Here is a 24,618-nt window from a genome sequence, read left to right as displayed (position 1 = left end):
CTGAATCAACACTCAGAATGGGCCGCAAATGGTACTTTTTTTTCAATGCGATGACATGCGATGTTTCGTGTCCGGTTCAAAACAGCCCTGCTTTGGAGGCGCTGAGCACGGCCTGGATCTTATTGTGAACCCCAAGCTTCTTGAACGTACTGCTGATATGAAAGCCCACCGTACGCTCGGACAGGCAGAGAATGGCCGCGATCTCGGAAGCGGTCTTGCCCATGGCGGACCACTTGAGGACCTCCGTCTCCCGTGCGGTCAATTTGCTGGACGTGTTGACATGGGCTTTGTCGGCGTATGTTTTTGCAACCACTGCATGCATCGCATGGCAGAGCCACAACACCTGCCCGGCCTTTTCGTAAAGCTCTTCGGGGCTGACCTCGCCTTTGCCACGCGTCAGCGTGAGCATGCTGAACACACCCTGGAAATCATGGACCGCCTGACTCCAGCCCAAGTGCACCCCAAACGACTGGGCCAACTCCCACAACTGGGGGGTACTGCTAAACGTTTTCGGGTCCCAGACAATGGGCAGGACACTGTTCTTGCAGTGAGATACAACAGGGTCTATTTCGAAGAAATGCGCTCGTTTGTAAATATTTCTCCATTCACTCGGATGGTTATCAAGATGTATGGGGTCTGTTTGGCTGCTTGGGGCTTGAGAACTCATCGTAAATGAGCAATGTTGGAATCCTAATTCATACGTGTGATTGACGACCATTTCAAACACGCTGGTGATTTCGCTCTCGCCTTCAAGCTTGGGCAGCCGTGTATTGCGCCATTTGACCATCGATTACTCTCCATAGGTTTTTCGTGTGACTTGGGTACGTCCTCATCCCAATGTGACTTGAATGGAAAGTGTAGGATAAGTCTTACTTGTGGGGCTGAAAAAAAATTCATTGACTGCCTTGGGTCAGGCTGTAACAGAGTGGACAAGGGCTGGGCGTTAGTCGGAATTATGAATGAGAGCTCAGTTTTTCAATAGTTTATGGGTGATATCAAAGTGATGTCATGTGTATGTTCCGCATCATGTTGTTGCGTATTCCAAGGTATTCATAGCGAAATGTTTAGTTCAGTACCGGGCGCTATGTGTGACTGATTGTTACCGGCCTGGCGGGGCCGCCGACTCGGTTGACGGTAATGCCATTACCAATCACCGGTGTTTGCGCGGTGCGCTTTGAGAGACACTACGGCCCTGTGCAAAACGGAGCCCCCCATGACGGCCAGTGCTGAGAAATTTACCCGCCAGACCTTGCTCGACGTGCAATCGCTGACCCCCAGCCTTTTCACCCTGCGCACCATGCGTGATGCCGGCTTTCGCTTTACCGCCGGCCAATTCGTGCGTCTGGGCGTCACCAAGGCGGATGGCAGTACCGTGTGGCGCGCTTATTCCATCGTGTCTTCGCCGTTTGACGAATACCTCGATTTCTTTTCCATCGTGGTGCCAGGCGGCGAGTTCACCAGTGAGTTGAGCCGCCTGAAAGTCGGCGACAACTTGCTGGTGGAGCGCCAGGCCACGGGCTTTCTGACGCTGAACCGCTTTGTGGACGGGCGTGATCTGTGGCTGCTGGGCACCGGCACCGGGGTGGCACCGTTCCTGTCGATCCTGCAGGATTTCGAGGTGTGGGAGAAATTTGAACGTATCGTTCTGGTGTACAGCGCACGCGAGGCCAGGGAACTGGCCTACCAGACGCTGATCAAGGACCTGGGCGAGCGCGAATACCTGGCCGAATATGCCCACAAGCTGATCTACATCCCTATCGTCACCCGCGAGCGGCATCCGGGCGCGTTGAACGGGCGTATCACCACCTTGATCGAGAACGGTGAGCTGGAGCGAGCGGCTGGCATCGAATTGACGGCGCAACACTCCCGCGTGCTGATTTGCGGCAACCCGCAGATGGTCGATGACACGCGCCAGTTGCTCAAGCAGCGCGACATGCAACTGAGCCTGAGCCGACGCCCGGGCCAGGTGGCGGTGGAAAACTACTGGTAAAAGAAAGGCGCCTCACGAGGCGCCTTTTTGCATCTGCCGGTCAGAGCGGTTTGTCGTTCTGTGCCTTGAGCAGGTCGCGAATCTCGCCCAGCAGCACTTCCTGCTTGGTCGGCGTCGGCGGCAGGCTCGGGGCTACGGCCTCTTCGCGCTTGAGGCGGTTGATCGCCTTTACACCCATGAAGATGGCGAAGGCGACGATCAAAAAGTCGACCACGCTCTGGATGAACTTGCCGTATGCCAGCACCACGGCGGGTGCATCGCCTTGCGCGGCTTTAAGCGTGATTGCCAGGTCGCCGAAGTCTACGCCACCGATCAACAGGCCGAGGGGCGGCATCACCACGTCGCCTACAAACGAGGAAACAATTTTGCCGAACGCGGCGCCGATGATAATACCAACGGCCATGTCGACCACATTACCTTTGACCGCGAAGGCCTTGAACTCACTGATCACGCCCATAAGTTATTCCTTGTTACAGATGAGAAGGGTGGAGGTCAGTGTAAGTCAGTCGTAGCGGGCTCGCGCGACACAACCTTTAACACTGTTGGTTTTTATCGACACATTAAAACGCAATTAGTTTGCAAAGTGCCACCAATCGCGCGCGGAATAGGCCTAATTTCAGCGGGTTACCACATTTTTTTCTCAATCGGGCCTGTGGGGTTTTTCTATTTATCTTCTGACCCGCAGGTCACTAGCCTCTGGCAAGCACAACTGAATGTGCACTAAAAAAACCAGAGGAAACCTTGATGAACCATTCAATCAATCGCAGGCCCGTGTCGGCACGCCAAGCCTTGGCGTTGGTGACCGCCAGCCTGCTGACCCTCTCCGTGCAAGCCGCCAACCTGACCCGTGACAACGGCGCCGCCGTTGGCGATAACCAGAACTCGCAGACGGCCGGCGCCAATGGCCCCGTGCTGCTGCAGGACGTTCAATTGATTCAGAAGCTGCAGCGCTTCGACCGCGAACGTATCCCCGAGCGCGTGGTGCATGCCCGTGGCACGGGCGCCCATGGCACCTTCACCGTGACCGACAACCTCAGCGACCTGACCAAGGCCAAGGTATTTGCCGCCGGTGAAGCCACGCCGGTATTCGTGCGCTTCTCGGCCGTGGTCCACGGAAACCATTCCCCGGAAACCCTGCGCGACCCACGGGGCTTCGCCACCAAGTTCTATACCGCCGAAGGCAACTGGGACCTGGTCGGTAATAACTTCCCGACGTTCTTCATTCGCGATGCCATCAAGTTCCCGGACATGGTCCACGCGTTCAAACCGGACCCGCGCACTAACCTGGACGATGACTCGCGTCGTTTCGACTTCTTCTCCCATGTTCCCGAGTCCACGCGCACACTGACCGAGTTGTACTCGGACTCCGGCACACCGGCCAGTTACCGGGAGATGGACGGCAACGGCGTACATGCCTACAAGTTGATCAACGCCAAGGGTGAAGTGCACTACGTCAAGTTTCACTGGAAGAGCCTGCAAGGCATCAAGAACCTTGACCCCAAGCAAGTCACCGAAGTGCAAGGGCGTGACTACAGCCATATGACCAATGACCTGGTCACCCATATCAACAAGGGCGACTTCCCCAAGTGGGACCTGTATGTGCAGGTGTTGAAACCTGAAGACTTGGCCAAGTTCGATTTCGACCCACTGGACGCCACCAAGATCTGGCCGAATGTGCCGGAGCGCAAAGTCGGGCAAATGGTGCTCAATCGCAACCCGGCCAATGTTTTCCAGGAGACCGAACAAGTGGCGATGGCCCCGGCCAACCTGGTGCCGGGTATCGAGCCGTCGGAAGACCGCCTGCTGCAAGGTCGGGTGTTCTCCTACGCCGACACGCAAATGTACCGATTGGGCGCCAATGCCCTGCAACTGCCGATCAACGCCCCACGGGTCACCGTCAACAACGGCAACCAGGACGGCGCGTTGAACTTCGGCAAGACCACCACCGGCGTGAACTATCAGCCAAGCCGCCTGTTGCCACGGGAAGAGCCACAAGCTGCGCGCTACAGCCAGTCGCCGCTGTCGGGCAGCACCCAGCAGGCGAAGATTCAGCGTGAGCAGAACTTCAAGCAGGCCGGTGACTTGTATCGCTCCTACAGCAAGAAAGAACGTCAGGACCTGATCGACAACTTCGGCGGCTCGCTGGCGACCACCGATGATGAAAGCAAGCACATCATCCTGTCGTTCCTCTACAAGGCCGACCCGGAGTACGGCACCGGTGTGGCCAAGGTGGCCAAGGGTGACTTGGCGCGTGTGAAAGCACTGGCTGACAAACTGAGCGATTAACCACGCCCTCCTGTAGGAGCGAGCTTGCTCGCGAAGAACTCAAAGGCAGCGCATTCATCCAGGATGCACGCGTTATCGTTGACGTTTTTCGCGAGCAAGCGCGCTCCTGCAAGGGGATCTTTTTAAAGGATCTTGATCATGCGTACGTTCATATGGGCACTGCTGGCCTGCTGTTCGTTCAGTGTGCTGGCCGAACAACCCCTATCCAATGACCCTGGTGCGCTCAAGGCGCAGCTTCAGGACTATTATTTCGACGCCGCCCGTCGTGGCGACCTCGACATGCTCAACACTTTCATTGAGTCGGGCTACGCCCTGAATACCCAGGACGACAAGGGCTACACCGCCTTGATCCTCGCCGCCTATCACGGCCAGAGTGCCTACGTTGAGCGCCTGTTGGCCGCCGGCGCCGACGCCTGCGTGCAGGACAAGCGCGGCAACACCGCGCTGATGGGCGCGATTTTCAAAGGCGAACTGCAAATCGCCCAGCGCTTGCTGGCCACCGACTGCAACCCCGACCAACGCAACGGCGCGGGGCAGACGGCCGCCATGTACGCCGGGCTATTCAAACGCGTGGAATTGTTAAGCGAATTGAAGGCCAAGGGCGCCGACCTGAACGCCGAAGACCCCATCGGCAACAGCGCTTCACGCTTGGCCAACGGTGAAATCCGGACCCCGACGCCGCGCTGAGCTATCATCGCGGTTTTTCGGTTGGAGGTTCTTCAATGGCAAAGGCCAAGCGCATGTACGGCTGCACCGAGTGCGGCGCGACCTTTCCCAAATGGGCGGGCCAGTGCGGCGAGTGCGGTGCGTGGAACACCCTGACTGAAACCATGATTGAAAGCGGTGGCGCCGCAGCGCCCACCGGCCGTGCCGGCTGGACCGGGCAACAAGCGCAGATCAAGACCCTGGCCGAAGTCAGCGTCGAAGAGATCCCGCGTTTCTCCACGGCCTCCGGCGAGCTGGACCGGGTATTGGGCGGTGGCCTGGTGGACGGCTCGGTTGTGCTGATCGGCGGCGACCCCGGCATCGGTAAATCCACGATCCTGCTGCAAACCCTGTGCAGCATCGCCAGCCGCATGCCGGCGCTGTACGTCACCGGGGAAGAGTCCCAGCAACAAGTGGCCATGCGCGCCCGTCGTCTGGGCCTGCCCCAGGACCAACTGCGGGTCATGACCGAAACCTGCATCGAAAGCATCATCGCCACGGCGCGCATCGAAAAGCCCAAGGTCATGGTGATCGACTCGATCCAGACGATTTTCACCGAGCAACTGCAATCGGCGCCCGGCGGCGTATCCCAGGTGCGTGAAAGCGCGGCGCTGTTGGTGCGCTATGCCAAGCAGAGCGGCACGGCGATCTTCCTGGTCGGCCACGTGACCAAGGAGGGCGCGCTGGCCGGGCCGCGAGTGCTGGAACACATGGTGGATACCGTGCTGTATTTCGAAGGTGAATCCGATGGCCGCCTGCGGTTGCTGCGGGCGGTGAAGAACCGTTTTGGCGCGGTGAACGAGTTGGGTGTGTTTGCCATGACTGACAGGGGGCTGAAAGAAGTCTCCAACCCCTCGGCGATCTTTCTCACCCGCGCCCAGGAAGAAGTCCCGGGCAGCGTCGTGATGGCGACATGGGAAGGCACTCGCCCGATGCTGGTGGAAGTCCAGGCGCTGGTGGATGACAGCCATTTGGCCAACCCGCGCCGGGTCACCCTCGGCCTGGATCAGAACCGCCTGGCCATGCTGTTGGCGGTATTGCACCGCCATGGCGGCATTCCGACTCACGATCAGGACGTCTTCCTTAACGTGGTGGGCGGGGTCAAGGTGCTGGAGACCGCGTCCGACCTGGCGTTGATGGCGGCGGTGATGTCCAGCCTGCGCAATCGGCCGTTGCCCCATGACTTGCTGGTGTTTGGCGAGGTGGGGTTGTCGGGCGAAGTGCGCCCGGTGCCCAGTGGCCAGGAGCGCTTGAAAGAGGCGGCCAAGCATGGCTTCAAGCGGGCGATCGTGCCCAAGGGCAATGCGCCGAAGGAAATGCCGCCAGGATTGCAGGTGATTGGGGTCACGCGCCTGGAACAGGCGCTGGATGCGCTGTTCGAGTAATCACCAACACCGCACAACCCATGTGGGAGGGGGCTTGCCCCCGATGACGGCAGGTCAGTCGATCTATCAGCGCCTGACACACTGCTATCGGGGGCAAGCCCCCTCCCACATTTTGACCTGTGTTGGATTCCAGGTTTCCAGCAATGCAGCCACCGCGGCGCCATCACCCAGCCTTTATTTCTGCTTTTTTTGCATCGGCAGGGCTCTAGACCAAGGAAGGGGGTGGCCTTTAAGGCCAACAGCGCTAAACTCGGGCTGGCTGTCCTTTCTGTCCACCCTGGCTGGAATATAAAAATGAAAAATAATAATAGCCTGCTACGCCATCTCCCCTGGCTGGTGCTGGCAATCGTAGGAGCGTGCGCCCTCGGCGTAGTGGCCTTGCGCCGCGGCGAGGCGATCAACGCCTTGTGGATTGTGGTCGCTGCGGTGGCCATCTACCTGGTCGCGTACCGGTATTACAGCCTGTTCATCGCCAATAACGTGATGCAACTGGACCCACGGCGAGCAACCCCCGCAGTGGTCAACAACGACGGTCTGGACTACGTGCCGACCAATAAACACATCCTTTTCGGTCACCACTTTGCGGCGATTGCCGGCGCGGGCCCTCTGGTCGGCCCGGTATTGGCGGCGCAAATGGGTTACCTGCCCGGCACGCTCTGGCTGATTGCCGGTGTGGTGCTGGCCGGTGCGGTGCAGGATTTCATGATTCTGTTCCTGTCCACCCGGCGTAACGGCCGTTCCCTGGGCGACATGGTCCGCGAAGAAATGGGCCGCATTCCCGGGACCATTGCGCTGTTCGGCTGCTTCCTGATCATGATCATCATCCTCGCGGTGCTGGCGCTGATCGTGGTCAAGGCCCTGGCCGAGAGCCCGTGGGGCATCTTCACGGTGATGGCGACCATCCCGATCGCGATGTTCATGGGCATTTACATGCGTTACATCCGCCCGGGCCGCATTGGCGAGATTTCGATCATCGGCGTGCTGTTGCTGCTGGGTTCGATCTGGCTGGGCGGGCAGATCGCCGCTGACCCGGTGTGGGCCAAGGCCTTCACCTTTACCGGCATCCAGATCACCTGGATGCTGATCGGCTACGGTTTTGTTGCCGCAGTATTGCCGGTATGGCTGATCCTGGCCCCGCGTGACTACCTGTCGACGTTCCTGAAAATCGGCACCATCATCGCGCTGGCGATTGGCATCCTGGTCACCATGCCTGACCTGAAAATGCCGGCGCTTACCCAGTTCATCGACGGCACCGGCCCGGTGTGGAAGGGCGGCCTGTTCCCGTTCCTGTTCATCACCATTGCCTGCGGCGCGGTCTCCGGTTTCCATGCGCTGATCTCCTCGGGCACCACGCCCAAGCTGCTGGCCAATGAAAGCCATGCGCGCTACATCGGTTACGGCGGCATGCTGATGGAGTCGTTCGTGGCCATCATGGCGATGGTTGCCGCGTCGGTGATCGAGCCTGGCGTGTACTTCGCCATGAACAGCCCGGCGGCGATTGTCGGTAGCGACGTGGTGACCGTGGCGCAGACTGTCAGCAGCTGGGGCTTTGCAATCACCCCCGAGGCGCTGTCGGCCGTGGCCCATGACATCGGTGAAACCACCATCCTGGCCCGTGCCGGTGGTGCACCGACCCTGGCGGTGGGTATCGCGCAGATTCTGCACAGCGTACTGCCGGGTGAAAACACCATGGCGTTCTGGTACCACTTTGCGATCCTGTTCGAAGCGCTGTTCATCCTGACGGCGGTCGACGCCGGTACCCGTGCCGGCCGTTTCATGCTGCAGGACCTGCTCGGCTCCTTCGTGCCGTCGCTCAAGCGCACCGAATCCTGGACCGCCAACCTCATCGCCACCGCCGGTTGTGTGGCAATGTGGGGTTACCTGCTGTACCAGGGCGTGATCGACCCACTGGGCGGCATCAACACCTTGTGGCCGCTGTTCGGTATCTCCAACCAGATGCTGGCCGGGATCGCGCTGATGCTCGCCACGGTTGTGCTGATCAAAATGAAGCGTCAGCGCTACATTTGGGTGACCCTGGTGCCGGCCGTCTGGCTGTTGATCTGCACCACCACGGCGGGCTTTATCAAGCTGTTCGACGCCAACCCGGCAATCGGCTTCCTGTCGCTGGCGAAGAAATACAGCGATGCCCTGGCCAATGGCCAGATCCTCGCCCCGGCCAAGAGCATCGACCAGATGCAGCACGTGATCTACAACGCCTACACCAACGCAACGCTGACGGCGCTGTTCCTGTTCGTGGTGTTCAGCATCCTGTTCTATGCGCTCAAGGTCGGCATTGCCGCCTGGGGCAACAAAGAGCGTACGGATAAAGAAGCGCCGTTCCAGGCCGTACCGGACGCATAACCGAGGATTGCACCCATGTTCAATGACATCAGTCGCCTCGGTAAATACCTCGGTCAGGCCGCGCGCCTGATGGTCGGCATGCCCGACTACGACACGTACGTCGAGCATATGCAAACCAAGCACCCGGACAAGCCGATGATGGACTACAAGGCGTTCTTCCGCGAACGCCAGGAGGCCCGTTACGGCGGCAAGGGTGGGCCCAAGTGCTGCTGACCCGGCACTCGGGCCAGTAGTGATTCCATGTGGGAGGGGGCTTGCCCCCGATAGCGGTGTATCAGCGACACATCAGTGCCTGACACACCGCCATCGGGGGCAAGCCCCCTCCCACATTTGTTTTATGTTCCTTCAGATATAAGGAGAACTGTCTGTGTCCTCTCCCATTCCGGTCACCGTGCTCAGCGGCTTTCTCGGCGCCGGCAAGACCACCTTGCTGCGCCATCTGCTCAAGGCCGAACACGGCTTGAAAATCGCCGTGATCGAAAACGAATTCAGTGATGCCGGCATCGATACCCAACTGTTGGGCGCAGAGCCGGTACAGGTCATGACCCTCTCCAACGGCTGCGTGTGCTGCACCATCCATACCGATTTGACCAAGGCGCTGTACTTGCTGCTCGAGCGGCTGGACAGCGGCGAAATCGCCTTCGACCGTCTGGTGATCGAGTGCACCGGCCTGGCCGATCCCGCGCCGGTGGCCCAGACCTTTTTCATCGACGAAGAACTGCGCGAGCGCTATATCCTCGACGGCATCATCACCCTGGTGGACGCGGCCCACGCCGAGCAACACCTGACCCAGACCATCGCACAGGCCCAGATCGGCTTTGCCGACCGCCTGCTGGTGAGCAAGCGCGACCTGGTGGACGAAGCCTCCTTCAACGCCCTCAGCGAACGCCTGACCCGCATCAATCGCCGCGCACCGATCCGGGTGTTGGAGCATGGCAAGATCGACCTGGCCGAGTTACTGGATGTGCGCGGCTTCAACCTCAACGCCGGCATGAGCCTGCGCCCGGTCAGCGCTGCGCCATCGGTCGATCGTATTTCCAGCCTGGTACTGCGCACCGACCAGCCGCTGGATATCGACCGCCTCAGTGAGTTCATGAACGAGCTGCTGGAAGACCATGGCAAGCAACTGCTGCGCTACAAGGGCGTGCTGAACATTGCCGGAGAGGATCGGCGCATGGTGTTTCAGGGCGTGCTGAAGCTCTACGGCTTCGATTGGGACACCGAGTGGGCCGAAGGTGAGACGCGGGAAAGTGTGATTGTGTTTATTGCCGATGAATTGCCGGAAGACAAGATTCGAGAAGGGTTTGCCAGGGTCTACCAACCCACCTGACTTGAAATGCAACCAAATGTGGGAGGGGCTTGCCCCCGATAGCTGAGTGTCAGTCACCACAGGCAGCGACTGATAGATTGCCATCGGGGGCAAGCCCCCTCCCACACTTGACCGCATTTCAAATTGGAATAAAAAAGCCCGGCTCAAGAGCCGGGCTTTTCATTCAAGCAACTGCAATCAGGCGCCGTACACCGGCAGCTTCTTGCAGATGGCCTTGACCTTCTCACGTACCGCGTCGATCACGGCTTCGTTGTTCAGGTCCGCCAGGATGTCGCAGATCCAGCCGGCCAGTTCCTTGCACTCGGCTTCCTTGAAGCCACGGGTGGTCACAGCCGGCGTGCCGAAGCGCAGGCCGGAGGTGACGAACGGTGAACGTGGGTCGTTCGGCACGGAGTTCTTGTTCACGGTGATGAAGGCTTTGCCCAGGGCAGCGTCAGCATCTTTACCGGAAATGTCCTGCTTGATCAGCGACAGCAGGAACAGGTGGTTCTCGGTACCGCCGGACACCACGTCAAAACCGCGCTCGATGAACACGCCGGCCATGGCCTTGGCGTTCTTGACCACTTGTTGCTGGTAGGTCTTGAACTCAGGTTGCAGCGCTTCCTTGAAGCAGATCGCCTTGGCCGCGATCACGTGTTCCAGCGGGCCACCCTGGGCGCCCGGGAATACGGCGGAGTTGAGCTTCTTCTCGATCTCGGCATTGGCGCGCGCCAGGATCAGGCCGCCACGTGGACCGCGCAGGGTCTTGTGGGTAGTGGTGGTGACCACATCGGCGTAAGGCACCGGGTTCGGGTAGACGCCAGCAGCGACCAGACCGGCCACGTGCGCCATGTCGACGAACAGGTAAGCACCGACCTTGTCAGCGATTTCGCGGAAGCGCGGGAAATCCAGGATCTGCGAGTAGGCAGAGAAACCGGCCACGATCATTTTTGGCTTGTGCTCGACCGCCAGGCGCTCGACTTCGTCGTAGTCGATCAGGCCATTGGCATCGATACCGTATTGAACGGCGTTGTACAGCTTGCCGGAGGAGGACACGCTGGCGCCGTGGGTCAGGTGGCCGCCGTGGGCCAGGCTCATGCCCAGGATGGTGTCGCCACCTTGCAGCAGGGCCAGGTACACCGCGCTGTTGGCCTGGGAACCTGCGTGCGGCTGGACGTTGGCGTAATCGGCGCCGAACAGTTCTTTGGCACGGTCGATGGCCAACTGCTCAACCACGTCTACATACTCGCAACCACCGTAGTAGCGCTTGCCTGGGTAGCCTTCGGCGTACTTGTTGGTCAGTACCGAGCCTTGAGCCTCCATCACCGCAGGGCTGGTGTAGTTTTCCGAAGCGATCAGCTCGATGTGCTCTTCCTGGCGCACGGCTTCTTGCTCCATGGCGGCGAAGAGATCGGCGTCGTACTTGGCAATAGTCAAATCACGGCTGAACATGGCGGTCCTCAAGGATCGGGGGCAGAAAAGGAGGGCATTCTAACCCAATGGGTTTTGGATGGCATATGAAAGGACATCATGTCGCGGACAAGTGGGGCTCATCTGGGTGTGGGTGGTGACTGTGCCGGCCTCATCGGGGGCAAGCCCCCTCCCACATTTTGATCTGCGAACACATTCAAGTGTGGGAGGGGGCTTGCCCCCGATGAGGCCAGTGGCCTCACCACACATCTCAGTCAAACATGAACAGCGCATCATTGCTGAACTGCGCCTCGAACCGATTCGCCGGCATCGGCCGCCCGAACAGGTAGCCCTGCACTTCATCGCAGCCATGCTCGCGCAGGAAGTCCAACTGCTCGTGGGTTTCCACGCCCTCGGCGATCACCGCCAGGTTCAGGCTGTGGGCCATGGCGATGATGGCGCGGGCGATCTGCGCATCCTGCTCGCCGGAGGGCAGGCCGTCGACGAAGGTGCGGTCGATCTTCAGGACGTCGATGGGGAATTGCTTGAGGTAATTGAGCGATGAATAACCGGTGCCGAAGTCGTCGACCGCAATGCTCAGCCCCAGGTTTTTCAGGCTGGCGAGGATCTGCATGGCTTCGTTGACTTCGCGCATCAGGATACTTTCGGTCAGCTCCAGCTCCAGGCACGCCGGTGGCAGGCCGGTGTCCTTGAGGATGGTGGCGATGCGCGTGCCCAACTGCCCGTCGGAGAACTGTCGCGCCGAGATGTTGACCGAGACTTTCGGCACTCGCACTTTGTTCTGGTGCCAGGTCTTGAGCTGGCGACAGGCTTCGCTGATCACCCAGTCGCCCACATCCACCACCAGACCCAGCTCTTCGAGCACCGGAATGAAATCCCCCGGCGGCACCAGGCCGCGGCGTGGATGACGCCAGCGCAGCAGGGCTTCGGCGCCGGTCAGGCGTTTGCCGTCGCCGCTGAACTGCGGCTGGTAATAGAGCACGAATTCGTCCTGTTCCAGGGCGTGGCGCAGGTCGCTTTCCAGTTCCAGGCGCTCCAGGGCGCTGGCGTTCATGTCGGCCTGGTAGAACTGGAAGTTGTTCTTGCCGCGCTCCTTGGCGTGGTACATCGCCGTGTCGGCGTTTTTCATCAGCTGGCTCAGCTCGTTACCGTCCTGGGGACTCAGGGCGATGCCGATGCTGGCGGTGACGAAGAACTCACGGCCTTCGAGCACGAACGGCTTCACCAGGCTGGCCAGTATCTGTTCGGCCACAGTGATGGCACGGTTCAGCGCCATTTCGCGGTTGATACGCGGTTGCAGCAGCAGGGTGAACTCGTCGCCGCCCATCCGTGCCACGGTGTCGTCTTCGGCCACGCAACCGAGCAGGCGCGTGGCCATTTCCTTGAGCATACGGTCGCCCGCGGCATGGCCCAGGGAGTCGTTGATCGGCTTGAAGCGGTCGAGGTCGAGGAACATCAGCACCACCCACGATTTCTGCCGCTCGGCCGATTGCAACGCGGTGTGCAGGCGGTCCTGGAACAGCGTGCGGTTGGGCAGGTGGGTCAAGGCGTCGTAGTAGGCCAGGCGGTGGATGCGCTGTTCGCTGGCCTTGCGCTCGCTGATATCGCTGAAGAAACACACGTAGCTGGCCAGGTCGCCTTCATCATCGAACACTGCCGTGATACCGACCCAGGCCGGGTAGTGCTCGCCATTGCGGCGCTTGAGCCACACTTCACCTTCCCAGGTGCTGTGCTGGTGCAATTGCTTGAGCACGTAGCGCAGGTGGGCTTCCTGCTGTTCGTCGACGGTGAGCATGTTCGGCAACTGGTCGAGTACATCGCTGACGGCGTAACCGCTGACCCGACTGAAGGCTTCGTTGGCCTGTACGATATAGCCGGCCGGGTCGGTGATCAGGATCGCCGAGGTGGAGTGTTCGAACACCGTGGCCGCCATGCGCAGGTCTTTTTCCGCGCGGCGTTGCTGGCTGATATCACGGCCGACGCCGAGGATGCCTTCAAACGCGCCATGTTCGTCCCACACCAGCACCACGCGCAGCTCGATCGGCACTTTGCGCCCATCGGCGCGCAGGCAGTCGAACAGGAACAGTTGGGTCTGCACCTCATCGCGCAGGCTGTTCAGCGCCTCGGGATTACCCACGGCACGGCTGACCTGTTCCATCAGGCCATACATGCCGGTGAGCTGCTGCGGGTTGGCAATGATCGACTGCCAGCCGTTCTTGAACACCCAGTCCACGTCATACCCCAGCACGGCGTTGACCGATGGGCTGACGTAGTTGAGGGCCAGTCGGCTGTCGGTGGAACAGATCACGTCACTGATGCTTTCGGCCAGCATGCGGTAGCGTTGTTCGCTGTCGCGCAGGGATTCGCTGGCCTCGATCTGGTCGGTGATGTCCTTGGCCACGCCGATGATCCGTGTGACCGCCGCCGAGGTGTCCGTGGCCAGGGCCTGTTCGCGAATGTCGAAGCGTCGCCACTGGTTGTTGCGGTGACGAAAGCGCAGCTGGCAGTGCAGTTGGGTCGTATAACCCACCTCGCGTTGCTGTTGACGCGCGTCCTGATAATGCTCGGCGTCTTCGGGATGCAGCAGGATTTCCCAGAAGTACTCGCCCATTTTCTGCAGTTCGGCCCTGTTGTAGCCGAGGGTATGGCCCAGGTGATGGTTGCTGAAGATCATGCGCTGGCTGACCACGTCCTGCACATACAGGTGGTCCGGCACGGTGCGTACCACATCCGACCAGAAACTCTCGCGCTCGACCAGCGACAGCTCGATCAGCTTGCGGCTGGTGATATCGCTGATGCTGAGGATGACCGCCCTGATGTCATCCTGCTGTTCCGGCAGACGCATGACCAGCCACAGGTATTGTTCGTTGCCCATCACATCGTTGAGCTGGATTTCCAGCTCCAGTTGTTTTTGCCGGGTCAGTACGGCTTCCAGCACCTGGTGGCCGATCGAGGTGGCATTGTGCGGGCCATCGTCAATCAGGCGCTCCCAGGCCTGCTCGCAGGAGCTGACGCCCAACAGGCGCACCGCCATCTGGTTGATCTCGGTGACGCGCAACTCCTTGAGCAGCTTGCGCCGCTCGGCGGGGTTGGCCTGCATCCAGGCGTGCAATTGTTCGCTGTCCTGCACCTGGGTCTTGTCGCAGAACGCCTTCACGCCCGACAGATCGAGTACGCACAAGGCCACGCCGGTGCCTTCGAAAATATCCTGGTAACGTCGGCGGCCCTCATTCACCTGGCGCTGGCGCCGGCGCATGTTCAGCAGCACGATCACCGGGATCAGCGAAAATGCCAGGCCCAGCAGGCATTTGCCGATAAAGGCCGGCAGCAGTTGTTCGAGCACCGCGCTGCGGTCGAACAGCCCGTGCAGTTGCCAGTCACTTTTGCTCAAGGGTGTGACCAGCACACTTTTATTCAACTCGTCCGGGGTCAACGCAGTGGCCCAGGGTGCTGGCATGCCGCTGTCGCGGCTGACCACGCGGTGGTTCAGGCGGTTCTCGATCGCCCACATCGGGCGCTGGCCCTGGGCATCCTGGCGCGTCAGGTTGGCCAGGTAAGTAGGCGTCAGGCGCAGCGCCCAGTACAGTTTCGAGCCACCGCTGGGCTGGTGCAGCAACAGATAGATGACGGTGCCATCGCTGTCGTTGCTCAGGTAATAGGCTTGGGCGTGACTGCGCTTGACCAGTTCTTCGAGCAGGGCACTGTCCTGGCTGTCGTTGGCGGTGTCGCTGATCAAGGCGCCACTGGGGGCGAGCAGGGCGAAGCTGCGCAGTTCGGGAAATGAGCGCTGCAACGTGCGCATCAGGGCCAGTTGTTGTTCGACGTTGCGCGGCGGCTCGACCATCGGCAGCAGATTCAAGGCGATCTGTGCGCTGAGGGCCATATTCTGGCTGATCTGTTCGGCCAGGTCGGCGCTGTAGTCGATGGTGTATTGCTGTTGGTTTTTCTGGTTTTGCTGCAATTGGTCGAGCAGTTGCCAGAACAATAACGCGAGCAACACCAGCACAAGCGTTGCCAACGCGCCTTTGAAGGTGCCGTGCAGGGGGGCTCCGGGCGCTAGATGAGCGGCGCGCAAGGGCGTGGGCGGCGTGACTTTGGACAAGCTGTGATCCTGCGGTTGGCTGGACTGGCGCGCGACGTGCACTATAAGCCGGACGCCCGGAGGGCGGCTAGCATGCCTTGAGTTGTGGCAAAGTGCCAGTCCCGCCTGGCTGGACTGCCCCAGCGCATTCAGGTAGCTTTGCCGGTTACGCGGGGGCGTTCCAGCCCCAGATATTCAGGCTTTTTTTCGCTCGCCGGCATTGATGATAGTCAACGGCCCGCGCGGCGCATGGCCTGGCACGGGCTTCGTCCGCTTAATTCATCAGTCACTGACGCTAGGTTCACCATGGCTCAATACGTCTTCACCATGCATCGGCTGGGAAAAGTTGTTCCGCCGAAGCGGGAAATCCTGAAAAACATTTCGCTGTCCTTTTTTCCAGGCGCCAAGATCGGCGTGCTCGGCCTCAACGGTTCGGGTAAATCCACGCTGCTGAAAATCATGGCCGGCGTCGACACCGAGTTCGAAGGCGAAGCCCGCCCGATGCCGGAGCTGAACATCGGCTACCTGCCCCAGGAGCCGATCCTGGACCCGACCAAGACCGTGCGTGAAGTGGTCGAAGAGGCCGTCAGCGTGATCAAGGACGCCCAGGCGCGCCTGGACGAGGTCTACGCCGCCTACGCCGAGCCGGATGCCGACTTCGACAAGCTGGCCGCCGAACAGGCCAAGCTCGAAGCCATCCTGCAGGCCGGCGACGGTCATAACCTGGAGCGCCAGCTCGAAGTCGCCGCCGACGCCCTGCGCCTGCCGGCCTGGGACGCCAAGGTCGAGTTCCTGTCCGGTGGCGAGAAGCGCCGCGTGGCCCTGTGCCGCCTGCTGCTGTCGGCTCCCGACATGCTGCTGCTCGACGAACCGACCAACCACCTGGACGCCGATTCCGTCGCCTGGCTGGAGCACTTCCTGCACGATTTCCCAGGCACCGTGGTAGCGATCACGCACGACCGTTACTTCCTCGACAACGTCGCCGGCTGGATCCTCGAACTCGACCGTGGCGCCGGTATCCCTTACGAGGGCAACTACTCCGGTTGGCTGGAAGCCAAGTCCGACCGTCTGGCCGCCGAATCCAAGCAGCAATCGGCCCATGAAAAAGCCATGAAGGAAGAACTGGAGTGGGTGCGCAAAGGCGCCAAGGCCCGTCAGTCCAAATCCAAGGCCCGTCTGCAACGCTTTGAAGAAATGCAGTCGCAGGAATTCCAGAAGCGCAGCGAGACCAACGAGATCTACATCCCGGCCGGTCCGCGCCTGGGTGACAAGGTCATCGAGTTCAAGAACGTTTCCAAAGGCTATGGCGACCGCGTGCTGATCGACAACCTGTCGTTCTCCATGCCAAAAGGCGCGATCGTCGGCGTTATCGGCGGTAACGGTGCGGGTAAATCCACGCTGTTCCGCATGCTGATGGGCAAGGAAACCCCGGATTCGGGCAGCATCGAGATCGGCGAAACCGTGCAACTGGCCTGTGTGGACCAGAGCCGTGAAGACCTCGATGGCAGCAAGACGGTATTCCAGCAGATTTCCGACGGCTCCGACCAGATCCGTATCGGCAACTATGAAATCCCGGCGCGTACCTACGTGGGTCGCTTCAACTTCAAGGGCGGCGACCAGCAGAAGTTCGTCAAGGACCTGTCCGGTGGTGAGCGTGGCCGCCTGCACCTGGCCCTGACCTTGAAAGAGGGCGGCAACGTGTTGCTGCTCGACGAACCGTCCAACGACCTTGACGTTGAAACCCTGCGTTCCCTGGAAGAAGCCCTGCTGGACTTCCCGGGCGCCGCCATTGTGATCTCTCACGATCGGTGGTTCCTTGACCGCGTGGCGACTCACATCCTGGCTTACGAGGATGATTCGCAAGCGGTGTTCTTCGAAGGTAACTACACCGAGTACGAAGCGGACCGTAAAAAGCGCCTGGGCGAAGCCGCTGCCCAACCGCACCGGGTACGCCACAAGAAACTGGCCTGATTCGGCAACGGGCGCAGCTTCGGCCGCGCCTGTACGCAGCAGCCTGTAGAAAAATACCCCTCGCGTAGGGTAATGCTGTTCAGTTAAGCGTACATCGCCCTCTGTAGGAGCGAGCTTGTTCGCGAAAAACGTCAACGATAACGCGTGTTTCCTGATTGAACGCGGCGCCTGTGGTTTTTCGCGAGCAAGCTCGCTCCTACAAAAACTGAACGGCATTACCCTCGCGCAGAGGTATTTTTTTGCCCGGATTAAGCCAGCGCCGGCCGGCCTTGCAGCATTTCACCGACCACCCCCATGAACGCCTCGACCAGCAGCGAGCGTGATTGCGAGCGCGTGAGGATCAGCAGGTGCACCCAGGCTTCGGGGTCTGCCAACGGTCGGTAGACCACGCCTTGCCTGGCCAGGGTGCGGGTGCACTGGGGCACCAGCGAGACACCCTGGCCTGCCGCCACCAGGGCGATGATCGAGGTGATCTGGCGCCCTGCGGGGCCCGGGCGCAGCGCCAGGCCGTGGCGTTGATACAGCTGCTCGATGGAACCGTTGAGGCCCGAACCGTAATCGCTGGGAAACAGAATCAACGGGAACTCACTGAGCTGGGCGAGGGTGACTTCGTCCTGGCCCGCTAATGGGTTGTCGCTGCAAAGCGCTGCGACCAGGGGTTCCTGCCCCAGCGACAACACCTCGACGTCGGTTTGCCCGGGCTCCGGCAGCAGGCGGCTCATGCCGATGTCGATGCGACCATCCAGCACGTGCGCATGCAGGCTACCGGAAGCGCTCTCCACCAGGGTCAGTTGCACCTCGGGAAAACGCTGGGCGAAGGCTCGCAGGGTTTGGCTGAACAGCTCCGACAGCGCGATGGAGCTGGCATAGCCCACCACCAGTTGGCCGGTGGCGCCAGCGGCCAGCTTGGCGGCAATGTCCTGCGCGAGCCGGGCGTGCTCCAGCGCGGCGCGGGCATAGGGTAGAAAGTGCCGGCCCTGGGCGGTCAGGGTGACGGTGCGGCTGGTGCGGTCGAACAGACGAAAGCCGAGCTCGGTTTCCAGGGCCGAGATCTGCCGCGTCAGGGGCGGCTGGGCGAGGTGCAGGCGCTGCGCCGCGCGACCGAAGTGCAGCTCTTCGGCGACCGTCAGGAAGTAACGTAACTTGCGTAAATCAAGCATTCTGTTTCCTGGGTATTGATCGGTCCGAATTCGGTATTGGTGTTCGCCACGCTGGGCATTCTATAAAGATCCTCGACAATAAGACGAGAGGTCCCATGAACCCGCGCTTGCATCACGCCCGCCTTGCCGTGTTTCTGTGTGGCTGTGCGGCGTTCCTCAATCTCTACGCGACCCAGAGCATCCTGCCTGTGTTTGCCCAAAGCTTCCAGGTGAGCGCCCGGCAGGCCGGGTGGAGCATTACCGTGACCACCCTGGCGGTGGCGCTGACTGCGCCGTTTGTCGGGCGCCTGACCGGACGTTTCGAGCAACGCAACGTGATTGTCGCGGCCGCCTTGCTGCTGGCGCTGCCGACGCTGCTGACGGCCTATGTGGACAGTTTTGCCGAGCTGCTGGTATGGCGGTTTATCGAGGGTATGTTGATCCCGGTGGTGTTCGCCACCAGCGTGGCCTATATCGGCGACCGCTGGCGTGCAGCGACCGTCACCGAGATCACCAGCCTGTACGTCGCAGGTACGGTACTCGGCGGGTTTGCCGGGCGCTTTGTCTCCGGGGTCATGACCCAATATGTCGGCTGGCGGGAAGCCTTCGAGCTGCTGGCGGTGATCAGCCTGGCGGTCGGCCTGCTGATCCTGTTGCTGCTGCCGGCCAATCCAGTGGCACGTCCCAACCTTGCGGTCGTGGGCGCACGCGGGGTGCGCCGGCTTTTGCGCAAACCCCTGCTGGCGGCCTATGGCGTCGGTTTCTGCGTGCTGTTCTCGCAAGTCGCCACCTTTACCTATGCCGGGCTGTATCTCAGCCAGGCACCGTTCAACCTGGGCGCCGCCGCCTTGGGGACACTGTATGCCGTGTTCCTGCTGGCGCTGGTGGTGATTCCCATAGCCGGGCGCTTGAGCAAATCGCGACCGCAATCGCAGTTACTGAGCGCCGCCGTGGCCCTCGGGCTCTGCGGGTCGGCCCTGACCTTGTTGCCGTCCCTGTGGCTGATCGTGCTGGGACTGGCCCTGAGCTCGACCGGCGTATTCCTGGCCCAGGCCTGCGCCAATGCCTACATCGCCACCACGGCCGGGCAGGACAAATCCGGCGCCGTGGGCCTGTACCTGACCGGCTATTACCTGGGCGGCAGCGCCGGCGCCGTGGCCCCGGCGCTGCTCTGGGAGCAGTGGGGCTGGCCGGGCTGCCTGGCATTGATCGCAGGCTTTCAGGTGTTGTCGCTGGTGATCGCCCTGCTGGGCTGGAAACCGGTAAACACCCAGGCGCTGATCGCCGGCCAACGCGGCAAACCGGTTTGATTTCGTCACTGCGATAGCCTTTCATTGATTGGTGCGTGTGTCGGGTTGAAATCCCCGTTTCAGGGCAAAAAGCGCTGTTTATTTATACAAATGCACCATTTAAATTCATAAAGGCGACATTTTGCCCTGTCACGGTGCGAAACGAATTGATAAAGTCCGGCTCAATCTCTGTTTAACAACAATCATTTTGCCGAGACTTTTCATGAGCGAATCCGTCGAATCCTTCCTTGCCCGCCTCAAGAAACGCGACCCCGACCAACCGGAATTCCATCAGGCCGTGGAGGAAGTCCTACGCAGTCTGTGGCCGTTTCTTGAAGCCAACCCCCACTACCTGACCTCGGGCATTCTGGAGCGCATGTGCGAGCCGGAACGCGCGATCACCTTTCGGGTGTCCTGGGTGGATGATCATGGCAAGGTCCAGGTCAATCGCGGTTTTCGTATCCAGATGAACAGTGCCATCGGCCCGTACAAGGGCGGTTTGCGCTTTCACCCCTCGGTGAACCTGGGCGTGCTGAAATTCCTCGCCTTCGAGCAGACCTTCAAGAACTCCCTGACCTCGTTGCCCATGGGCGGCGGCAAAGGCGGTTCGGACTTCGATCCCAAGCGCAAGAGCGACGCCGAAGTGATGCGCTTCTGCCAGGCCTTCATGAGCGAGCTGTACCGTCATATCGGTGCGGACGTGGACGTACCGGCCGGCGATATCGGCGTGGGCGCACGGGAAATCGGCTTCCTGTTCGGTCAGTACAAACGCCTGGCTAATCAATTCACCTCGGTCCTGACCGGCAAAGGCATGACCTATGGCGGCAGCCTGATCCGTCCAGAAGCTACTGGGTTTGGCTGTGTGTATTTCGCCGAGGAAATGCTCAAGCGCCAGGGCCAGCGGGTCGAAGGCAAACGTGTGGCGATCTCGGGTTCCGGCAACGTGGCGCAGTACGCTGCGCGCAAAGTGATGGACCTGGGTGGCAAGGTGGTTTCCCTGTCGGACTCCGAAGGTACGCTGTACGCCGAGAGCGGTTTGACCGAGGAGCAATGGTCGGCCCTGCTGGCGCTGAAAAACGTGCAGCGTGGCCGTATCAGCGAACTGGCCGAGCGTTTCGGCCTGGAGTTTCGCCAAGGTCAAACACCCTGGGCGCTGGCGTGCGATATCGCGCTGCCCTGTGCCACCCAGAACGAACTCGACGCAGAGGCTGCCCGCACGCTGTTGCGCAATGGCTGCATCTGCGTGGCCGAAGGCGCCAACATGCCGACCACGCTCGAGGCGGTGGATATCTTTATCGACGCGGGCATTCTGTTCGCGCCGGGCAAGGCCTCCAATGCCGGCGGCGTGGCCGTCAGTGGCCTGGAGATGTCGCAGAACGCCATGCGCCTGCTATGGACCGCGGGTGAAGTGGACAGCAAGCTGCACACCATCATGCAATCGATCCACCATGCTTGCGTGCATTACGGCGAAGAAAATGGCCGGGTCAACTATGTAAAGGGCGCGAACATCGCAGGCTTCGTCAAAGTTGCCGACGCGATGCTGGCCCAGGGCATCGTCTAAGCCTCGGGTTCGATGCGCAGCACTTCGATCAACTGATCGCCGACCGGGCGCTTCCACAGCACCTCGTCACCCACCTGGGCGCCCAGCAAGGCGCGGCCCAGGGGCGAACCCCAATTGATCAGGCCCGCGTTGGCGTCGGCCTGGTCTTCGCCGACCAACTGGATGCGCTGCTGCTCGTCCTGCTCATTGGCGAAGGTCACCCAACTGCCGATTTGCACCTTGTCGGTGGACGTGGCCGGCGGCACAACCTGGGCGCTTTGCGCGCGCTGGTTGAAGTAGCGTAAATCCCGCTCCAGGTCGGCCTGGCGTTGCTTGTCTGCCTGCTCGCCTTTAGTGGATTCGGTGCTGTATTCCAGTTGCAACTGCGTAACCTTGGCCTGCAGTTGCGCCAGCCCTTGCGCAGTCAAACGGTTGGGCTGCGCGCTGACCTGACGCTCCACCGGCTGGTCGGCCTGGGCGGCAGCGTTGTCTTCATTTACAAAAGCTCGGCTCATGACATTCTCCTTCAATGGAGTTTGGGCCATGCTCACCGCCGGATCGTTCCCACGCTCTGCGTGGGAATGCAGCCTATGACGCTCCGCGTCATGATGACGTCATTGCGAGCGATATGCCTTGGCCGCATCGCGGTCTTTCTCCTGCTGCCACTCGTGCTCGCGATCGTTCCTGCGGTTGTCCTGGTACTCGCGCAATTCCTCGTTCTCGCGCATGGCTTTGCACTGGCGAAAACCGTCCTCCCAGCCTTCGGCGTATTGCCGGTCTTTCAAATAGCGCGGCACGTTCTTGCGAAACTCCCCGGTGATCACCCCGGCGGCCTGGCGCCCGCTGCTGCAACCGTCGTCAAAGCCATCGGCGAAGGCGGGCGGATAACCCTTGGCCAGCAACTCCTGATGGGTAGTTTGGCAGCCCGCTAACCACAGCGCCGTACTCAGCACTACCGCATATCGCCACATGGCGTACTCCCTGGCCGGTTTACGGCTGATAGGGAGAGTCTAGAAGGGGATTTGTAAGCTGTATGTGAAAGGCGTGTAAGAGGGATGTGCAGGATTTTTAGCCAAGCACACCACCAACTGTGGGAGGGGGCTTGCCCCCGATGGCGGTGTGTCAGCCAGCTTTGCAGTGACTGACACTCTGCTATCGGGGGCAAGCCCCCTCCCACATTTGATTTTCATCAGGCTTTAATCAGTAGTGATACCACTTCACTTCGAGCATCACTTCATTGACCGGCGTCGACAGGTGGCTGTATTCGCGCTGGGCGCTCAGGCGCAGGCCGAGGTTGCGGGACAGTTCCCATTGCTGGTTGAGGCTGATGCTGCGTCGCACTTCGCCATTGGTGAAGAAATCGCCCTTGGCCTCCAGGCTCAGGTTGCCCAGCGGGTTCTTCCACAGCACGCCGGTGTTGAAGCCGGCGGCAGGGGAGATGGCTTCGCTGAAGTCATTGTTGTGTTCCACACGCACGGTGCCGAGGGCGAAGCCGAGCATGTCGTCCGAGAGTTGCCAGGTGCCGCCGGCGCCGCCGTTGACGTGGGCGACCAGGGTTTCGTCGTCGTGTTTGCCCGGTACCCGTTCCAGGCCGCCGGTGACTTGCCAGGACCACGGTTGCAACAGGGCGTTGCGCGGGGTCAGGGAGCGGATGGTGGCCAGGTCCAGTTGCTGCAATTGCCAGTGGTTGCCTTCGTACTGGCGCAGTTTCATCTGCAGGATTTCGATTTGTGCGCCCAGGGGGAAACCTTCGGCGTTGTCGTTGAGGTCGTGATAGGCCATGCGCAGGCCGTACTCGCCGAAGGCTTTGTCGCCGCGGGTGCCGATGCCGGCCTGCCAGGTGCGCGACTCGTGGCCGTTTTCCGGCAAGCCGGGCGGGGTGATCTTCAGGTCGGGCGCCGGGTTCTGGTTGATCGCGCGCAGCAATTCGAAGCTGCGCTGGGAGCGTGCGGTGTCGCGTTCCAGGCCGTTGGCGCGGTAGCGGCCAAGGCGATAGGCAGCGTCCACCACCAGCGCCTGGCGCTCGCGCGGCAGTGCCTTGAAGGCGGGCTCCTGCAACTGTTTCTGGTCATCGCTGATCTTCAGTACCCATTGCTGCTCATCGCTGTCGAGCGGCTTGGCGCGTTCGAGCAGCTCGCGTTCACGGGACGGACGATAGTCGATCTTCTCCACCAGACCCGCGTCCTTTACCGCTTTGACGGTATCGGTCGGGATCGCAGTGAGCGGGAATTGCTCGGTCAGGCGCAGGCCGGGGCGCGCGACTTGCAGCAGTTCCAGCAGTCGATAGGAGCAGTTTTCATCGAAGAAGAAGTAGTCGAACTTGATCTGCTTGAGCTCCCACACGTGCTCGACCATGCGCTTGGTCTCGACTTCGGTGAGGTTCAGGCGGTATTCCCACAGGTCACGGTTTTCCAGGCTGCGGTATTCGGAGAGTTTTTCCTGATAGGGCACCAGGGCGAACAGGCCGGGGTAGCCGCCCATCAGGCCTTTCCAGGCATACAGAATGCTGTTGTCCGAGCCTTCGATATAGGCGCCGAAGTTGATCGCGTAGCTGAGCAGGGCGGTGTTGTTGCTCTGCACGTCGGCCTGGTCGATGCGCAGCAAAGTGTGGCCGAACATCGACGAGGGGCTGTTGAGGTACGCCGCCGGGAAAATCATCACCGCGCTGTGGGGCGCGACGTCCGAGAACCACTGTTTGAATTCTTTGCAGTCCACGGCAGGCAGGTCGGTCAGTTGCAACTGATCCTTGAGCCAGCGGGTGCGTGCGGGGTAGACGCATTGGGCATGTTTTTCGCCCAAGCCGGCCGGTGCGTAGAGCGCGTCCACAGTGGCCTTGAGTTCGGCGTCCGGATGATGCGCCCCGTCAGCGGCGAGAAAGAATTTCTTGTCGCTGACATAGCTGCGCCAGCCATTGATCTTGCCGGCCTCGTAATGCCCCAGCGAAAGCCAGAACGGATCATTGGCCAGTTGCTGCAAACGTTGATCGTCGAGGTGCGGGGCCGCGTGCAGCGGGGCGCAGGCGAAGAGAGCCAGGCAAGCGAGGCGTTTGAGCATGGGGGCTACTTAAGTCGGACTGAAAAAAAGACCCAAGGGGGACAGGTCGAAAAAACAAAACCCGCGCCTCGAAAGAC

Annotated in this window: 18 protein-coding genes; 10 read left to right on the top strand and 8 right to left on the bottom strand. The window is 60.8% G+C overall.

The window, feature by feature from the left end; all coding sequences use genetic code 11:
- Positions 1–76: 76 nt before the first annotated feature.
- Positions 77–787, bottom strand: a complete 711-nt coding sequence (locus BOP93_RS23205) for a helix-turn-helix transcriptional regulator (protein WP_104504786.1) — start codon at positions 785–787, stop codon at positions 77–79.
- A 426-nt stretch (positions 788–1,213) separates the two neighbouring features.
- On the opposite strand from BOP93_RS23205, the gene BOP93_RS23200 reads away from it, so the two are divergent.
- Positions 1,214–1,990, top strand: coding sequence for a ferredoxin--NADP reductase (locus tag BOP93_RS23200; protein ID WP_104504785.1), 777 nt, complete (start codon positions 1,214–1,216; stop codon positions 1,988–1,990).
- 40 nt (positions 1,991–2,030) lie between these two features.
- Here the strand turns inward: BOP93_RS23200 and mscL are convergent, their stop codons facing one another.
- A complete protein-coding gene (gene mscL / locus BOP93_RS23195) occupies positions 2,031–2,447 on the bottom strand; it encodes a large-conductance mechanosensitive channel protein MscL (protein ID WP_065886910.1) in 417 nt (138 codons plus the stop codon).
- 287 nt (positions 2,448–2,734) lie between these two features.
- Here mscL and katB point away from each other — a divergent pair, with 287 nt between their 5' ends.
- From katB to yjiA, 6 genes are all read left to right on the top strand, one after another.
- Positions 2,735–4,276 carry a catalase KatB gene (gene katB, locus BOP93_RS23190; protein WP_104504784.1) on the top strand — a complete coding sequence of 514 codons (1,542 nt, stop codon included), beginning with the start codon at positions 2,735–2,737 and terminating at the stop codon, positions 4,274–4,276.
- 138 nt (positions 4,277–4,414) lie between these two features.
- On the top strand, positions 4,415–4,963 hold the full coding sequence (locus BOP93_RS23185) for an ankyrin repeat domain-containing protein (protein ID WP_104504783.1): 549 nt from the start codon (positions 4,415–4,417) through the stop codon (positions 4,961–4,963).
- A gap of 35 nt (positions 4,964–4,998) precedes the next feature.
- Positions 4,999–6,366 carry a DNA repair protein RadA gene (gene radA / locus BOP93_RS23180; RefSeq protein WP_032884669.1) on the top strand — a complete coding sequence of 456 codons (1,368 nt, stop codon included), beginning with the start codon at positions 4,999–5,001 and terminating at the stop codon, positions 6,364–6,366.
- Positions 6,367–6,660: 294 nt separating this feature from the next.
- Positions 6,661–8,727 carry a carbon starvation CstA family protein gene (locus tag BOP93_RS23175; protein ID WP_065886913.1) on the top strand — a complete coding sequence of 689 codons (2,067 nt, stop codon included), beginning with the start codon at positions 6,661–6,663 and terminating at the stop codon, positions 8,725–8,727.
- A 15-nt stretch (positions 8,728–8,742) separates the two neighbouring features.
- Positions 8,743–8,940, top strand: coding sequence for a YbdD/YjiX family protein (locus tag BOP93_RS23170; protein WP_003176208.1), 198 nt, complete (start codon positions 8,743–8,745; stop codon positions 8,938–8,940).
- Positions 8,941–9,094: 154 nt separating this feature from the next.
- On the top strand, positions 9,095–10,057 hold the full coding sequence (gene yjiA, locus BOP93_RS23165; protein ID WP_104504782.1) for a GTPase: 963 nt from the start codon (positions 9,095–9,097) through the stop codon (positions 10,055–10,057).
- A gap of 177 nt (positions 10,058–10,234) precedes the next feature.
- On the opposite strand, the gene glyA is transcribed toward yjiA, so the two are convergent.
- A complete protein-coding gene (gene glyA, locus BOP93_RS23160; RefSeq protein WP_057724972.1) occupies positions 10,235–11,488 on the bottom strand; it encodes a serine hydroxymethyltransferase in 1,254 nt (417 codons plus the stop codon).
- Positions 11,489–11,717: 229 nt separating this feature from the next.
- On the bottom strand, positions 11,718–15,569 hold the full coding sequence (locus BOP93_RS23155; RefSeq protein ID WP_104505346.1) for a sensor domain-containing protein: 3,852 nt from the start codon (positions 15,567–15,569) through the stop codon (positions 11,718–11,720).
- Positions 15,570–15,854: 285 nt separating this feature from the next.
- Here BOP93_RS23155 and ettA point away from each other — a divergent pair, with 285 nt between their 5' ends.
- The gene (gene ettA / locus BOP93_RS23150) at positions 15,855–17,519 is read left to right on the top strand and encodes an energy-dependent translational throttle protein EttA (protein ID WP_065886915.1); all 1,665 of its coding nucleotides are present in this window, start codon (positions 15,855–15,857) and stop codon (positions 17,517–17,519) included.
- 248 nt (positions 17,520–17,767) lie between these two features.
- Here the strand turns inward: ettA and BOP93_RS23145 are convergent, their stop codons facing one another.
- Positions 17,768–18,679 (bottom strand): LysR family transcriptional regulator, encoded by a 912-nt coding sequence (locus BOP93_RS23145; RefSeq protein ID WP_065895219.1) that lies wholly within the window; start codon positions 18,677–18,679, stop codon positions 17,768–17,770.
- A gap of 95 nt (positions 18,680–18,774) precedes the next feature.
- On the opposite strand from BOP93_RS23145, the gene BOP93_RS23140 reads away from it, so the two are divergent.
- Both BOP93_RS23140 and gdhA read left to right on the top strand, forming a co-directional pair.
- The gene (locus BOP93_RS23140; protein WP_104504781.1) at positions 18,775–19,968 is read left to right on the top strand and encodes an MFS transporter; all 1,194 of its coding nucleotides are present in this window, start codon (positions 18,775–18,777) and stop codon (positions 19,966–19,968) included.
- A 202-nt stretch (positions 19,969–20,170) separates the two neighbouring features.
- Positions 20,171–21,508 carry an NADP-specific glutamate dehydrogenase gene (gdhA, locus tag BOP93_RS23135; RefSeq protein WP_104504780.1) on the top strand — a complete coding sequence of 446 codons (1,338 nt, stop codon included), beginning with the start codon at positions 20,171–20,173 and terminating at the stop codon, positions 21,506–21,508.
- On the opposite strand, the gene BOP93_RS23130 is transcribed toward gdhA, so the two are convergent.
- The 3 genes from BOP93_RS23130 to BOP93_RS23120 form a co-directional block, all read right to left on the bottom strand.
- On the bottom strand, positions 21,505–22,002 hold the full coding sequence (locus tag BOP93_RS23130; RefSeq protein WP_104504779.1) for a GreA/GreB family elongation factor: 498 nt from the start codon (positions 22,000–22,002) through the stop codon (positions 21,505–21,507). The two genes, gdhA and BOP93_RS23130, sit on opposite strands and share 4 nt — an antisense overlap.
- A 99-nt stretch (positions 22,003–22,101) precedes the next feature.
- Complete coding sequence (locus BOP93_RS23125) at positions 22,102–22,458, bottom strand: hypothetical protein (protein ID WP_065937347.1); 357 nt, start codon at positions 22,456–22,458, stop codon at positions 22,102–22,104.
- A 229-nt stretch (positions 22,459–22,687) separates the two neighbouring features.
- On the bottom strand, positions 22,688–24,541 hold the full coding sequence (locus BOP93_RS23120) for a DUF4105 domain-containing protein (protein ID WP_104504778.1): 1,854 nt from the start codon (positions 24,539–24,541) through the stop codon (positions 22,688–22,690).
- Positions 24,542–24,618: the final 77 nt, after the last annotated feature.

It is taken from the genome of Pseudomonas orientalis (assembly GCF_002934065.1).
GTDB classification, from domain to species: Bacteria; Pseudomonadota; Gammaproteobacteria; order Pseudomonadales; family Pseudomonadaceae; genus Aquipseudomonas; species Aquipseudomonas orientalis_A.
Note: the sequence above shows the minus strand (reverse complement) of the source record. Positions and strands in the feature narration are given on the sequence as shown.

What these genes read in the sequence shown, in the direction of transcription:
- BOP93_RS23120 (WP_104504778.1), bottom strand. Translation starts at nt 24,541, where the DNA reads ATGCTCAAACGCCTCGCTTGCCTGGCTCTCTTCGCCTGCGCCCCGCTG.
- BOP93_RS23200 (WP_104504785.1), top strand. Translation starts at nt 1,214, where the DNA reads ATGACGGCCAGTGCTGAGAAATTTACCCGCCAGACCTTGCTCGACGTG.
- BOP93_RS23185 (WP_104504783.1), top strand. Translation starts at nt 4,415, where the DNA reads ATGCGTACGTTCATATGGGCACTGCTGGCCTGCTGTTCGTTCAGTGTG.
- gdhA (WP_104504780.1), top strand. Translation starts at nt 20,171, where the DNA reads ATGAGCGAATCCGTCGAATCCTTCCTTGCCCGCCTCAAGAAACGCGAC.
- ettA (WP_065886915.1), top strand. Translation starts at nt 15,855, where the DNA reads ATGGCTCAATACGTCTTCACCATGCATCGGCTGGGAAAAGTTGTTCCG.
- katB (WP_104504784.1), top strand. Translation starts at nt 2,735, where the DNA reads ATGAACCATTCAATCAATCGCAGGCCCGTGTCGGCACGCCAAGCCTTG.
- mscL (WP_065886910.1), bottom strand. Translation starts at nt 2,447, where the DNA reads ATGGGCGTGATCAGTGAGTTCAAGGCCTTCGCGGTCAAAGGTAATGTG.
- BOP93_RS23140 (WP_104504781.1), top strand. Translation starts at nt 18,775, where the DNA reads ATGAACCCGCGCTTGCATCACGCCCGCCTTGCCGTGTTTCTGTGTGGC.
- BOP93_RS23205 (WP_104504786.1), bottom strand. Translation starts at nt 787, where the DNA reads ATGGTCAAATGGCGCAATACACGGCTGCCCAAGCTTGAAGGCGAGAGC.
- BOP93_RS23130 (WP_104504779.1), bottom strand. Translation starts at nt 22,002, where the DNA reads ATGAGCCGAGCTTTTGTAAATGAAGACAACGCTGCCGCCCAGGCCGAC.
- glyA (WP_057724972.1), bottom strand. Translation starts at nt 11,488, where the DNA reads ATGTTCAGCCGTGATTTGACTATTGCCAAGTACGACGCCGATCTCTTC.
- BOP93_RS23145 (WP_065895219.1), bottom strand. Translation starts at nt 18,679, where the DNA reads ATGCTTGATTTACGCAAGTTACGTTACTTCCTGACGGTCGCCGAAGAG.
- BOP93_RS23125 (WP_065937347.1), bottom strand. Translation starts at nt 22,458, where the DNA reads ATGTGGCGATATGCGGTAGTGCTGAGTACGGCGCTGTGGTTAGCGGGC.
- BOP93_RS23175 (WP_065886913.1), top strand. Translation starts at nt 6,661, where the DNA reads ATGAAAAATAATAATAGCCTGCTACGCCATCTCCCCTGGCTGGTGCTG.
- BOP93_RS23170 (WP_003176208.1), top strand. Translation starts at nt 8,743, where the DNA reads ATGTTCAATGACATCAGTCGCCTCGGTAAATACCTCGGTCAGGCCGCG.
- radA (WP_032884669.1), top strand. Translation starts at nt 4,999, where the DNA reads ATGGCAAAGGCCAAGCGCATGTACGGCTGCACCGAGTGCGGCGCGACC.